The organism is Mycoplasma sp. 332 (assembly GCF_052378275.1).
Taxonomy (GTDB): domain Bacteria; phylum Bacillota_I; class Bacilli_A; order Mycoplasmatales; family Metamycoplasmataceae; genus Metamycoplasma.
Window position 1 is genome coordinate 49017 of sequence record NZ_CP198998.1, and the last position, 14898, is coordinate 63914.

General features: G+C 26.4%; 10 protein-coding genes and 1 tRNA gene. 7 read left to right on the forward strand and 4 right to left on the reverse strand.

Annotated features, from left to right (window positions below):
• The first annotated feature begins 36 nt into the window (after positions 1-36).
• The 4 genes from rpsB to ACT1UH_RS00230 all read left to right on the forward strand — a co-directional run bounded on the left by rpsB (position 37) and on the right by ACT1UH_RS00230 (position 4102).
• Entirely contained in the window at positions 37-924 is an 888-nt protein-coding gene (gene rpsB / locus ACT1UH_RS00215; protein ID WP_438340630.1) for a 30S ribosomal protein S2, read from the forward strand.
• 29 nt (positions 925-953) lie between these two features.
• On the forward strand, positions 954-1832 hold the full coding sequence (tsf, locus tag ACT1UH_RS00220) for a translation elongation factor Ts (protein ID WP_444705000.1): 879 nt from the start codon (positions 954-956) through the stop codon (positions 1830-1832).
• Positions 1833-2019: 187 nt separating this feature from the next.
• Entirely contained in the window at positions 2020-3210 is a 1191-nt protein-coding gene (locus tag ACT1UH_RS00225; protein WP_444705001.1) for a restriction endonuclease subunit S, read from the forward strand.
• Entirely contained in the window at positions 3179-4102 is a 924-nt protein-coding gene (locus tag ACT1UH_RS00230; protein WP_444705002.1) for a site-specific integrase, read from the forward strand. The genes ACT1UH_RS00225 and ACT1UH_RS00230 overlap by 32 nt, the downstream gene beginning before the upstream one ends.
• 42 nt (positions 4103-4144) lie before the next feature.
• On the opposite strand, the gene ACT1UH_RS00235 is transcribed toward ACT1UH_RS00230, so the two are convergent.
• The 4 genes from ACT1UH_RS00235 to ACT1UH_RS00250 form a co-directional block, all read right to left on the reverse strand.
• Positions 4145-7243, reverse strand: a complete 3099-nt coding sequence (locus tag ACT1UH_RS00235) for an HsdR family type I site-specific deoxyribonuclease (protein ID WP_444705003.1) — start codon at positions 7241-7243, stop codon at positions 4145-4147.
• Between the two features lie 7 nt (positions 7244-7250).
• A complete protein-coding gene (locus ACT1UH_RS00240; protein ID WP_444705004.1) occupies positions 7251-8411 on the reverse strand; it encodes a restriction endonuclease subunit S in 1161 nt (386 codons plus the stop codon).
• A complete protein-coding gene (locus ACT1UH_RS00245; RefSeq protein ID WP_444705005.1) occupies positions 8398-11079 on the reverse strand; it encodes a type I restriction-modification system subunit M in 2682 nt (893 codons plus the stop codon). Before ACT1UH_RS00245 ends, ACT1UH_RS00240 begins: the two co-directional genes overlap by 14 nt.
• A gap of 355 nt (positions 11080-11434) precedes the next feature.
• Positions 11435-11920 (reverse strand): dUTP diphosphatase, encoded by a 486-nt coding sequence (locus ACT1UH_RS00250; protein WP_444705006.1) that lies wholly within the window; start codon positions 11918-11920, stop codon positions 11435-11437.
• Between the two features lie 183 nt (positions 11921-12103).
• Here ACT1UH_RS00250 and ACT1UH_RS00255 point away from each other — a divergent pair, with 183 nt between their 5' ends.
• The 3 genes from ACT1UH_RS00255 (at position 12104) to ACT1UH_RS00265 (ending at position 14813) form a co-directional block, all read left to right on the forward strand.
• A complete protein-coding gene (locus ACT1UH_RS00255; RefSeq protein WP_444704989.1) occupies positions 12104-13597 on the forward strand; it encodes a hypothetical protein in 1494 nt (497 codons plus the stop codon).
• Between the two features lie 182 nt (positions 13598-13779).
• Positions 13780-13864, forward strand: a tRNA-Leu gene (locus ACT1UH_RS00260).
• A gap of 112 nt (positions 13865-13976) precedes the next feature.
• On the forward strand, positions 13977-14813 hold the full coding sequence (locus ACT1UH_RS00265) for a hypothetical protein (RefSeq protein ID WP_444705007.1): 837 nt from the start codon (positions 13977-13979) through the stop codon (positions 14811-14813).
• Positions 14814-14898 lie beyond the last annotated feature (85 nt).

Genomic DNA, 14898 nt, shown 5'->3' on the forward strand with positions numbered 1-14898 from the left:
TATTTTTATTTATATCTTAAAAAGGAGATTAAAAAAATGACAACAGAACAAAAACAAGTTGAACAAAAGCCAGTTGAACAAAAAACTGCAGTATCTAGCGAACCCGTTATTGTTTCAAGAGAAAAATTATTAGAAGCAGGAACATATTTTGGTCATAGAGTAAGCCGTTGAAATCCAAAGATGAAACAATACATTTATGGAAAAAGATCAGGTATACATATTATCGATATTGCTAAAACTCAAAAAACTTTAGAATATGCATACAAACTATTAAATAAAATGGCTCAAAAACCAATCTCATTTATTTGAGTTGGTACTAAAAAACAAGCTAAATCTGCTATTGAAGCAGCAGCAGCAAGAACTAATTCAGTTTATGTTACTGAACGTTGATTGGGCGGAACTTTAACAAATTCGCAAACAATTTTTAAGAGCGTTAAGGAACTTGACAGATTAGAAGCTTTGCAAAAAAATGGATATCAAGGATATACTAAAAAAGAAGGTCTTCTAAATGATAAGAAGATTGCTAAGTTGCAAAAGAACCTTGGTGGTATTAGAAAACTAGCTAACAAGGCGCAGATGCCACAAGTTATGATTGTTGCTTCACCTGTTGAAGATGAAATTGCTATTAGAGAAGCAAAGAGAAAGGGTTTAAAAGTTTTTGCAATTCATGATACAAATTCAAATCCAGATTTAGTAGATTTTGTTATTCCAGCAAACGATGACTCGGCAAAATCATTAACTTTAATTATTACAATTTTAGCTGATGCTATCGCTTCTGCTAGAGGTGGTTCTCAATTATTTGCTTATAAAACTAATGAGGAAATTGTTTTACCAGAAGATCCTAGAACAAGCGAAATGAGAGAAATGAGAGAAAGAAGATTTAATAAACCAGTAGAATCTTCGAAAACACCTGAGGAAAAATAAATTATCTCAAAGTATAAGAAAGGGTATATATGTCAATCGATTTAAATAAAATTAAAGAATTAAGAGAAAGAACGAATTTAGGATTTTTAGATGTTAAAAAAGCGCTTGAGGCTAATGACAATGATGTTGAAAAATCAATCGACTGATTACAAGAAAGAGGAATTTTAAAGGCTGCTAAAAAAGCTGGAAGAATCGCAGCCGAAGGTATCGTTAGAGCTGTTGTTAAAGATAACGTTGCAGTTATATTTGAACTTAATTCTGAAACAGATTTTGTTTCTAAAAATGAATTATTTATTGAATTAGCAAATAAAATCGGTGAATCATTGTTGGTAAATGATTTTACCAGTGATGAAGAATTACAGGCAATTAAAATTGATGGTGTTTCAATCGAGGATCAAACTAGTTTATTAACAGCAAAAATTGGTGAAAAAATAACATTAAGAAGAGCGCTAAAATATGTTGCTAAGGAAGGCGAAATTGTGGCCGGCTATACTCATGCTAATAATAGAGTGGCAACGATTATTATGGGTAAGGGTATGAATGCTGAAGCATTAAGAAATGTATCGATGCATATCGCTGCCCTTAACCCATCTTATTTAACAGAACAATGTTTGTGTCCAGTTGAGTTAAAGGGTATTCATGATATGTTGGATGCATCACCTGCTCTAGCAAATAAGCCTGAAAAGATTCAACAATCTATTAAGGAAGGTTTGTTAAGAAAACAATTAAACGAAAAAGGTGTTTTATTATATCAACCCTTCGTAATGGAAGATACTAAAACTGTTGGACAGTATCTAAATGATTCTCACTTGACTTTAGTTAGTGCTAAAAGATATGAGGTTGGGGAAGGAATAGAAAAGAAAACAGTTGACTTCGCCGCAGAAGTTGCCGAACAAATGGCTAAATAATAATTAAGATTAACTACCAAATTATGTGGTAGTTTTTTTATGCTAATTTAAAACTAGAAAGACAATCTATGATCAATTCTTTGAGTTCTTTTACAAACTTAGGTTTATCATCTTTAGATTAACACATTTTGGACAACTTTAACACCTTATTTTTTGTCTTTAGCATTACGCTTGAGAACAGGAAAGGTTGGGGAATTTAGGGTACTCATGTGGCGGAGTTTCATTAGAAGAGCACATAAATAATCAGTCAAAGTATAAATTTATTAGTATCGGAAGTTTCGGTGAGAATGATGAATATTTTGATCAAGGATTAAGGATAGTTTTAAATGAAAGAACAAGAAAATATTTATTGAATAAAAATGATTTAGTAATGATTCTTAATGATAAAACCCAGACATGTAATATACTTGGAAGAGTCTTAAAAATAGATAAAGATTATGAATATATTCATAATCAAAGAACGCAAAGAATAACTCCCAACAACAAATTATTTTCAAGCGGTTATTTCTATTTTTATATTAATTCAAATAAATTCAGAAATAAAATAAAGCAAATTTCACAAGGTAATACTCAAGTTTATATTAATTGAAGCATAGCTAATAAATGTGTTCTAAAATATCCAAGCTTATTAGATGAACAAAATAAAATTGCAGTGATTTTTAGCAACATAAAAACCATCATCACCCTTCATCAGCGTAAGTTAAATGCCTTAGAAAATATCAAAAAAACCTTATTAGAAAAGATGTTTGCGGATGAAAAATCTGCATTTCCATCAATAAGATTTAAGGAATTTACTAACGCTTGAGAACAGGAAAGGTTGGGGAATTTAGGGTACTCATGTGGCGGAGTTTCATTAGAAGAGCACATAAATAATCAGTCAAAGTATAAATTTATTAGTATTGGAAGTTTCGGTGAGAATGATGAATATTTTGATCAAGGATTAAGGATAGTTTTAAATGAAAGAACAAGAAAATATTTATTGAATAAAAATGATTTAGTAATGATTCTTAATGATAAAACCCAGACATGTAATATACTTGGAAGAGTCTTAAAAATAGATAAAGATTATGAATATATTCATAATCAAAGAACGCAAAGAATAACTCCCAACAACAAATTATTTTCAAGCGGTTATTTCTATTTTTATATTAATTCAAATAAATTCAGAAATAAAATAAAGCAAATTTCACAAGGTAATACTCAAGTTTATATTAATTGAAGCATAGCTAATAAATGTGTTCTAAAATATCCAAGCTTATTAGATGAACAAAATAAAATTGCAGTGATTTTTAGCAACATAAAAACCATCATCACCCTTCATCAGCGTGGGCATAATTGGGGGAGAGATGAGAAAAAAATCAGAAATTTTATTTTATAAATATTTTCAAAATTGAATTTTTGTATATAAAAAAGGTTCTATAAGAAACGTTAGTTTTAAAAAATACGAGTTATCATTAGATTGAATAATTAAATTGGTGCCTGAGTTAAGATTGTGCGATATAGATAGAATGGAATACCAAAAAATATTGAATGATTATGCTACTTATCATGAAAAACAAACAACAATGGATTTTCACCACCATTTAAAAAGCGCATTATTAGATGCATTTGATGAAGGTTTAATAGATAATGATCCTACTAGAAAGGTTGTTATAAAGGGTAAACCACCTAAAAAGAAAGCGCAGAAGTTTTTAAGTCAATTTGAGCTTCAATTGCTCCTAAAAACCTTGAAATTAAACGAAAAAATTAATTGTGATTGATTGTTGCTTTTAATAGCGAAAACTGGCTTGCGGTTTTCGGAAGCTATAGCAATCACGCCGGAAGACTTTGATTTTTCAAAACAAACATTGAATATAACTAAGACATGAAATTATAAAGAAAATGGTGGTTTTTTACCACCAAAAATAAAACTTCGGTTAGAAAAAATTCCATTAGATTGAATGACTATTTCACAGTTCTCGAGTCTTGTTAAAGACTTGCCAGGTGATAAACCTATATTTATCTTTAAGAAAAAAATTTATAATTCTACTATTAATGATACACTTAGCAGAAGATGCAAAACAGCAAATGTTCCTATCATAACTATTCACGGTTTAAGACATACTCATGCATCATTATTGTTGTACGCCGGGGTATCGATTGCTTCTGTTGCTAAAAGGCTTGGTCATTCTAGTATGAACACAACTGAGAGAATATATTTGCATATTATTAACGAGTTAGAGAATAAAGATATCGATGTTGTTATGCGTTCAATATCGAGTTTAAACTAAAATATATCAATGCCCACACTAAAAAATAGAACCAAATAGGTTCTATTTTTTTTCCTTGTATTGCTTTATAAGATCAATAATTAGGGGTCTTAGCTTATATTTAGGGCCGTCCGGGGATTTAACAAGCGGTCAAATATAAGCTTCAAAATTATTGTTTTTATTAATGTCTTCTTTAATATCTATATAGCAATTATTTACGAATTCTTCAATTTTTTCTTTTTCGAGTCCATATATCGCTAATTCATCAAGATTTTTTTGTAGTTCTTCTTGTTTTTTTTGTTTTCAAAAGTCATTTAAACTAGGTTTATTATTATCGGGAAGATTACATCATTCCTTAATTCATTCGGGATTTTTAATATAATACTTGCTTAAAACATGAGGTATCGATTTGCAAGTTCTTAATTCTAATTCAAGATTTGTGAAAAAATTTTTATCATAAAGTTCTTGCTTTTTATTGTTTTGAATATCTTTTAGAATTTCAGTATTATAAAATCTAAGCTCATCATCCGAATCATTAAAAGTTGCTAATGAATTAAGATTGGTTAAAATAACATCAATTTCATATATTTTCACATCAATTCTTTCGGATATTTCTTTATCAAAGGACATCAATTTTTCATTTTCTTCTCATTTAAAACTCAATAAGTTTAATGAATTTATTAAGCGTTTAATTTCGCACAAATGATTATAAGCCTTTTTAAGATTTTTAACTTTGTTTATATCATCAGTGTCAAATGATTCAATATTTTCAAATCAGTTAATGCCTAATTCTTTGAATAATTTTTCAACTTCTTTATATTCTTCATTTGCATATTTTACTATAGATGATGTATCGGAAACTGTGATTATTGTTAAATCCTCATAAGCATATTTTCTAAATGCATCCTCAACATTTTTCTTCATGTGATATGGAAATTTGTAAAAATGTGCTCTACCAAATTCTTTATGAATATTATATTTTCTATTAGTTCGCGAAACACTTTGGACTAAATTTTGTGATTCTTGTTGTTTATCAAAATATACTGTTTGAATATATTTTGAATCAAAGCCGGTTAACATCTGATTTACTACAATTAACAAGTTTATAGTTTTTGAATCATCATCTTGATTCATATTGATTCTTTTTAGTCTTTGCGAAATGTCTTTTTTGAATAGTTCGTGTTCATCATTTTGGTTAATAATTTTAAAATCGAAGTCTTGTTCGTATTTTTTATATATTTCTTTAAATGCTTCTTCAAGCTTTTCAAGTTTTTGTGGAGACTCATCACTATCTAATGATCTTGTAAATAAAGCGGTGAATTTAAAATTACGTTTTTCATCTTTTATATCAAGATCATTTATATGTTTATTAAATATACGGAAATATTTTATTGCATCTTCAATACTTGAAGTGGCCAAAATTGAAGAAAAATTATATTTAAAACTATTAGATTTCGCCAAATTATATCAATCGTCTAAAATGCTTTCAACTACAAGATTTTTATATAAATCGCTTTCATAAATATAGTTAATCTCATCTTCTAATTCAATTAGTTTATCCAAATTATCTGATTTTTCATTAAATTCTTCTAATTTTTTAGTAACTTCATATGGAGCATCATTTTTTAAAGAAAGAAGCTCTTGTTTTAATGTTTCATTTTTAATGGAATTTAATTTTTCAGTACAAAATTTTTTATTATGTTCAATATTGCAATTAAATGCTCACTTATATAAATCTTCAAATATATTATATTTACAACTAAATTTTAGAACCTTTTCTTGTACTATAGCATCCCCTAGAGTATAGCTATGTAATTTTTCGCCAAAAATATCATATGTATTAGGTGTTTCATCAAAAATAGGGGTTCCAGTAAAACCGAAAATTATGGTTTTTTTCTTAAAGGTATTTTTAATTTTGCTCATCATTGAGCCGAATGTACTACGGTGGGCTTCATCAAAGATTAAGACAATTCTTTTTTTATCAAGAATATTTTTATGATCTTCATTTATACGATCTAATTTCTGAATTGAAGTTACAATGATTGGTTGATCTTCGTTTTTTCTTGTCTTATTTTGTAAATCTCTTGTACTAGAAACATCAGTAACCTTTTTATCATGTTTTACAAACTCATTATACGTTTGATCCACTAATTCAATTCTATCAGCTACAAATATTACTAAATCAGCAAGATTATGCTCAATTATTAATGAACTAGTCTTAAAGCTAGTGAAGGTTTTTCCTGAACCTGTAGCATGTCAAATGAATCCCCCTTTAATAGGTTCATCATTTTCTGCTAAAAAAAGATCCGTTTTTCTAATTTTATCAAGAATTTTCTTAACAGCATAGTATTGGTAACTTCTTAAAATTTTTAGCTCATCGCCGTCCGGAATAGTGTAGTCACAAATTAATTCTAATGACATTGGAATAGATAAAAAGTTTTTAACGACATCAACTCAATTATTAATCTCATTTTTATTAGTCTCATCATACCAATTAATAAATTTTAATTCTCTATTTCTTGGCGAATATTCCATTTTTAGTGGATTCATTGCAACTACTATATGAATGAATTTAAAGATACCATTATAAATGCTTTTTGTTGCTTCATTATAATTTATTAATTGATTTTTTGCATTAATAATACTTTTATCTTTATCTTTTAATTCAATATGAATAAGTGGTATTCCATTTATTAATAAGAAAATATCGCTTCTTTTTTGGTCGTTATTAGCATTATTAATTGTAACTTGTCTTGCAATTTGAAAATAATTTTTACCACCGTCATTATTTAGTTGTTCCTTATGAATTAAGGTTAAAGGGATTATTTTTTGTTCTCTTTTTAATTGCAATCCTTGATTTGGTTTTATAATGTTTCTATTAACTTGAGCAATATTTTGTTGAGATTGTATTTCATTTATTAATAGATCTAATTCTTTTTCAGTGATTGGTTTACCGTCAAGTTTATCCACATTGTTATGGTTTAAGATACGCAATCAATTTAACTTTAAATCATGTTCGCTAACATTATTTAATTCATTATTAATATTTAATTGACCAAAACCTTGATTTTTTCAACCATTATCTAATAAAAGCTTTACAACATTCTCTTCGAATTCGGCTTCATTTTTGAAATTTTCATTGTTAAAATTAAGTTTTGACATATTGCTCCTATACAAACATCTTTTCTAATAAGGTTTTTTTGATATTTTCTAAGGCATTTAACTTACGCTGATGAAGGGTGATGAGGGTGTTTATGTTGTTAAAAATTTCTCTTATCTTTTTCATTTCATGAAAACCACATAATATAATATTTTTATTTTGAACAAAATTAATGTAGTGTCTAGCATGCCCAAAATTTTCAAGTTTTACACTTAACATAATTAAAAATAAGGAGTAAACATCAAACATTGTATTTTTATTAATTAGTATTTTAATAGCACTCGATTTAACTAAAAAAGGAAAATTAACATATTTAAAATCTTGAGTAAAATCATCAAAAATAATACATTCCTTATCAAAAGTATTTGCTTCATTTGAATAGCCTAAAATAAATGATTTATTAGCTGTTAAAACCGGATTTTTCCCAGATTCTGGTATTTCATCATATTTTGTATAAAAATTATCAGGCCTAATATAATTCAATAAATTCCCCAGCCTTTCCTGTTCTCAAGCGTTAGTGAATTCCTTAAATCTTATTGATGGAAAAGCAGATTTTTCATCCGCAAACATCTTTTCTAATAAGGTTTTTTTGATCTTTTCTAAGGCATTTAACTTACGCTGATGAAGGGTGATGAGGGTGTTTATGTTGTTAAATATTAATGATACTTTATCTTGTTCATTTCTACTTGTTGAAAAAAATAAAAAATTAATAACTTCTTTTTTTGAAAGATTTAATTGTGATGATCCAGCTCCTTTTCTAAAAAGTAAGCTTTGATTTTTATTCAAAAATAATGAAATAAATTTTGAATTAAATTTTGAATTATTTTTTCTTAATAAAGCAACTCTTTGATTTAGAACATATCTATTATCTACTGGTATTACAGCAGACTTACCTAACAAATTACCTAATGCAATATCACTTAAAATCATTACTATATCATCTTTTTTTAACGTTTCAAAAGCATTGTGTAAAAACTTTCCTGATGGTTTTAATTCACCAGATATCGAAATAGAGTTTAAGTTTACTATTTCAAATTTTCCTTCATTCGTTTGTTCTTTTTCATTCGAAGACCCATTAAAATAATCAACTATTTCTCCCAACCTTTCCTGTTCTCAAGCGTTAGTAAATTCCTTAAATCTTATTGATGGAACCATATTATTTTTGCTCATTTTTATTACCGCCTAGAATTGCAATTAATTCATTAATAGCCTTTTGATCATAATCATCTGCTTTTAAATCTGCAAGGAGTTCGATTAATTCTGATTCTTTTTTACTAATTTCATTGTTTATTTCATTTAATGTGTTTTGGTATTTATTGAATAATATTTCTATTTTATTGATAAATGAGTCAATTATTTTATCAACAAGTTCAACAATATTTTCACAAATATTATTAGTTCATTTGTAAAACAAGAGATCATAAAATGTATCTTCATCTAATGAATTATATTTTTCAAGAGAATCATGTAATAGTTCGAATTCATTTGATTTTAGCTCGTCTTTTAAATTCTTAAGTTCATTATTTAAATTATGAACATGAAGAAGCTTTTTGGATAATTCGATATTATCTAAGGCATTTTCGTCTTTCTTTAAGATAGCAACTTGTTTTGATAATTCCTTATTATCAAAACCATTTTCTTTAAATACTAATAAATCTTTGTCTTCTTCATCGATTGAATCAAAGGTTTCCTTGATTTCACTTTCTATTAATTCAATGTCATATTTAAGTTTTTCATTTTTATTTAAGCTAGCAGCAAAGAACTTGTTAATGATTGATTCTTTATTTACTAAACGAGCATCCCAATTAACTAAACTACCGTTTTTATTATTTTCGACATTTTTTTCTTGAAGAATAATTTCAGAGATTGGAATATTATCATTTTGATAATTTTGAATTATTTCAATATCTTCCTTAATGATTTCAAATTTTTCTATTGCTATTTGATATATATCGTATTTTTCAATAAAAGCATTATCCTTAATGTTTAATATAAATTTTTCAAAAATGCTTTCAAAGTTATAGACATTAATACCATTGATACTTTGATATGATGGAACATTATTTTTAATAAATTCAATAATTGAAATTGCGATATTCTTATTTTCGTTAATAAATTCTTTTACATAATTATCGTTTTTTATTGTATTTATTAATTCTTCATTTCTTAAATTTAAGAGATTATACCCATCGGATCTTTTTGAAATAAGTTTTTCCTTTAAACCGATAAATTTATTTCAAAACGAATCTAAAGTTGAAATTTCTTGGTCAGATACACCGCCATACATAGTTGAATATAAATCGTGAATTTCTTCCTTATCATAATTATCAATATATCTTGAAATGTTTAAATTATAATCATTATCTTCAATTTCTTTTAGTGAGACAATTCTTGAAAATCCTTCTTTTTCAATTCGGTTATTAACAACATCGGATATTTTAATAATATGTGATCTATCTAGTTTATTTTTATTTCCATCTTTTGAAAAAAGTTTAGATCCGTCAACAAACATAAAATCGTCGGTTGCTTTATTTTCTTTAAGAATCATAATTATGGTTGCAATACCTGTACCCATAAACATGTTATTAGGAAGACCAATAATAGTATCAATTTTTTGTTTCTTGATTAAAGATTTTCTGATTTCATATTCGGACCCCCCTCTAAATAAAACGCCATGAGGTAAAACGATTGCCATTATTCCGTCTTTGTCTAAGTGATATAAACTATGCAATAAGAAAGCATAATCTGCTTTTGATTTTGGCGCTATACCATAAGATTGAAATCTTGGATCATTCACCTTATTTTCGGGTTTTCAAAGGTGTGAATAAGGCGGGTTAGCTACAATAGCTTTGACTTTTTTGTCACCATTACTTTCTGTTGGCCAGTCATCTTCCAACGTGTCAGCTTCTCTAATATTTATTAATTGTGGTGGAATATTATGCATAATTAAGTTCATACTTAATGTTTTGAATGAAGTTGGTAGAATTTCTTGGGCAATATATTTAATTCTAATATCATGATGCAATTCATTCATATGTTTTTGGAATTTTTCAGCAACTCTAATTAATAAGGAACCAGATCCGGCGGTAGGGTCATAAATTCTAATGAGATCATTTTTATTATATGTAAACTTGCTTAGATGAAATGAAATAATATCGGACATTAAAATTCCTGCTTCAAGTGGAGTATAAAACTCACCAGCTTTTTTACCAGCTGTTGATGCAAATTCGCCAATTAAATATTGATAAATAAAACCTAAAACATCGTAATCTTGTTTTTTGATTGGAATTTCATCAATAATTCTAATTATCTTTTTGATACTATCTTCATTTTTCACCTTTTGAATTGAAAGATAAAACTCATCAAAGATGTTTTTGTATAATGAATTAGGTTCATTAATAACTTCGATTTCACTATTAAAATGATTGATAGACTCAATAATATAGTTTCTATCAAATTTGTTGCGAAATTCCTTTTTATTCCATGAAGAAAATAAGTATTCATATGGTATATAGTATCCTAAATTGTTTTTTAAACTGTCAACTATTTCGTCAGGATTATTGCCTTTGGTAAGGTCCTCAATATATAAACATGATTCATTATCGTTGTCTTTCTTTTCACTTTTTTGAGCTAGTTGATAATCACCGTTTTTATCTATTAGTGTTTCAGTTTGTTTCGAAGATAGGAATTTATAAAATATTAGACCTAAAATAATTTTGTCATATTCTGTTACATCTAATTGAGATCTTAGTTCATTAGCAGCAGACCAAATTTTATTAGCAAGCTTTTGCTTGCTCATTTTAATAAAGTCTTGATTATTTTCAATATTTTTTGACATATACAGCTCCTTAAAAATAAGAATAAAATTTATACATTAAATTATAGCCTTATTTATTAATTTGCCTTCCTCTAAGGTTGAAAAAAGATTAATACTAATTAACTAATTAATTAAATACAGAAGTTAAAGAATTTTTTTGTTGCATGTCTAAGTTAGCTTAATATAATTTAGCCTAAATTTTAGGAATATTTAAATATTGTTTTTGTGATTCAAAAATAAATGAATTAATTAAGTTAGAATCATTTTATAAATTTATATTTAGGTTAACAATGTGATGTAATTTGAGTATTTTTTGTAAAAAAATATGGCTAGTTATGTAAAACTAACTATATTTTTTAATTGTCACTTTCCTTTATTAATATCTATTTTTGATTCTTTGATAATTCTTTTTATTTTTAGCAAGATATGAATTAACAATATCCTCTTCTTGAATATCAACCAATAAGCCTAAACCTAAATAAGCCTCATATGCCTTTAAGATCTTATTTTTGTCTTTGGTATTTAAAAGTTCGGTAAAAAGTTTGTATGTATATGCCAATTGAAGTGTAAAATTTTTGTGTTTAATGTAGGGTTTGATAATTGGACTTATACCTTTTGGATATGCAATACTAGTTATAAAATGAATTCCATCAGCAAACTCCTCTAGCATCTTTTCGCGATCTATAACTTTATTTTTTTTTCAATATTTGAAGGCCTTAACTTCGTTGGCAAATTCTCCCAATTCAACTAATAGAGCAATAACAATTTTTGTATCAAAAAAACGAAAATCCTTTTTTGAAATGGTTTCAGAAAAAGCCTTATCCAGGTCAATTTGCAACATAAAAATTTCTTTTAAATCCATAGCAATAATTATTATATTCCCAATCATAAAAATAAAAACTTTTTATTTATCAATTAGTTAATTTTACATTTTAAAATTAAAAAGAAATAATTATGATTTTTTATTTTTAACATTATTTTCGTTAAATTGCAACAAAAATGGGCCACCTAACATATATAGTAAAATGTTATAGGTGGTCTTATTATGCATGAAATAGAATTAAACTATTTTCAATTAAATAGAAAACGAAAATTAGATGTTATAACTACATATTCTAATTTAACAAATAAGCAATTATCTTTAAAAGCAAAATGTTCAATATCAACCATAAAAAGATTAAAACAAAAATTAAGAAATGCTAAATTATGCAAAAAAGAGGTTAACTTAGCACATGGCAATCAATGAGGCGATAGAAAAAAGATTTACAGTAATGATTTAATTATCAATTATGGAAAAAAATACGAAAGTGAAAAATTAATTGCTGGAACAAAAAATAGTTCTTGTAATTCATATATGTCTTACCGTTTGTTTTATGAGAGAATAGCTAATGTAAAAATATCATATAGTCAATTAACAAGAAGACTTACGCAAAGCGGATTTCTAAGTGCTTTTGCTCATAAAAATACAATAAAAAGACAAAAAACTTTTGTAAAAAAATATATACCTTATAAGCCAAATATTTTGCCTAAAGAAAAGATTGCAAAACCAACCATAATCTCAAAAAGAAAATTAGTAAATATGGGCGAATGTGTTGAACTTGATGGATTTATTCATTTTTATGTTGATCAAACCTTATGAACAATTGTTGCATGTATCGATGTTTCAACTTCAAAAGTTTTATCACTTTATTTTGACGAAAAAGCCGAATCAGTAAAAGGTTATCAAATTATTATTCAAGATATGATTAATAAATATGGGATACCAAAAGTAATGATTAGCGATAATAGAATGAATTTTCATAATAACCTTGAATCTAGCGCTATTTTGTATGATGCAGTCACAAAATTAGGTACTGAATTTATAACAACATCAGTATCTAATGAAAAACCACATATAGAAAGTTTTTGGAGAATTGCACATAATAGAATTCCGATATTTTTAAAAGATAGAAATATTAAAACAAACCAAGACGCTAATAAATATAGATGCGAAATTATTGCAATGCTTAATGATATAAAAACAAGAAAATCAATTACCGATTCTGAAAAAAATGAATTTAGAAAACCAAACAGCGCAACTCTTGAAGCTTATTTTGATTTGCCAATTAAAAGACAAATTTTTAATGGAATTGTAACATTTAAAAATAAAAAATATATTCCTAAAAATGAAAAAAATCAAAAAATAAAAGTCACATCAAAAAATGATGCAACTTTTATGATCGGTGCAGATCAACAATACTATTTTCACATAAACAATAAAAGATATAAAGCTTTTGAATTAAATGAAAATGACATTCAAATGTATGAGAAAATAGCATATAGTAAAAAGCTTCCTCTTGAAATATCGGTGGTTAAAAAAATTGTGAAACATCAAGAAGCCGGATATTACTACAATCAAATGTTATCTAAAAAAACAGAAATTTTAGAATCTTTTGTTAAAACTGGTCTTATTTCACAAAGAGAAATAGATTTAATGCGATCAATTAATGAAGATTTAGAAAAAATAAGAAGAGATATAAATAAAATTGTAATTTTATAATAAATTATTCTATTCCTAAAAGTAGAGCTATTTTTTTATATTTTTTTATTAGAAATTATGCAAAATGTATAATTAAACAAATTCAAAATATCGGTGGCTCATTTTTCACGCTAATTAATGTTATGATTTTTTATTTTTAACATTATTTTAAAAATATAATTTATAATTATTAATGCTTTTATGCTCCAGTGGCGGAATGGCAGACGCAGTTGACTCAAAATCAACCGGTTAAGAGCCGTGCTGGTTCAAGTCCAGTCTGGAGCACCATATAAATAATTTACCTTTCACAAATGTAGATACAGAATACTTATAATACAAATATAAGTATTTTTTTATTATAATTTATCTTAATAAATAATAAAATACCAAAGGTGGTTTAATGAATAACAGAAAACAAGAATTAAGAAAGTTAAAACGGCTTGATTTACATTCAAGTTGATATTCGATATTAACCATTGCTGTCATTATCATTGTATGAGCCTTAATTATTTATATGGTTACCATATTTGAAAATAAATATTCAAGTGATAGCACTTTTAAAATATTTAACGATATTACTGTCAGCATTATTGCTGGTTTAATTTCGGGTATATTATCAATATTGCTAGCTTTTATTTTTCTTGATTTAATTAAAAGAGCTAAGATAAAGGATTATTATTCATATTACTGTTATCTAAAGTCGATGGCTAATAAATCAAAATTTGTTTTTTTAAAGGACCCTAGAATTCCCCTTGCCTTGTATTCCAAGAAAGAACAAGAATTGACTAAAAATGATATTATTTTGATTACCGCTGAAATATTGGGATATTCACATGAATCGCCTCATTTTAAGAATTTGGAAAAAGAAATAGAAACAGACTTTGCTATGCATTCGTTTATGACTCCTGACTTTATAAAGCAAAAAAAGATTGCAATTTTGAGAATACTTATGTTTGATATTTTGATTCCATTGGCTATAATGAGTATTTTGATTGCTTCTGTTATTATCTTTTATAATAGACATCATGAAGAAAAAAACATCCCATTATCAGCAATATCAAGAATGTTAATTATAATTATTTCTAATGTTTTTTCGCTAGCTATTTCGACAACTATATATGAATTTTATATTTTAAAACAAGTCAAAAATTATCAAACATTTAATGATTTTTATCTGCTATCGTTTAATAATTTTGGGTATAAATTCTTAAATTCATCGATTGTTAGAAATTATTAAATAATCATATATTTTACAAATTGTTATTAAAAAAAGTTTAACTAGCTTTTCAGTTAGTTAAACTTTTTTTAGCTTCTGAAATCTA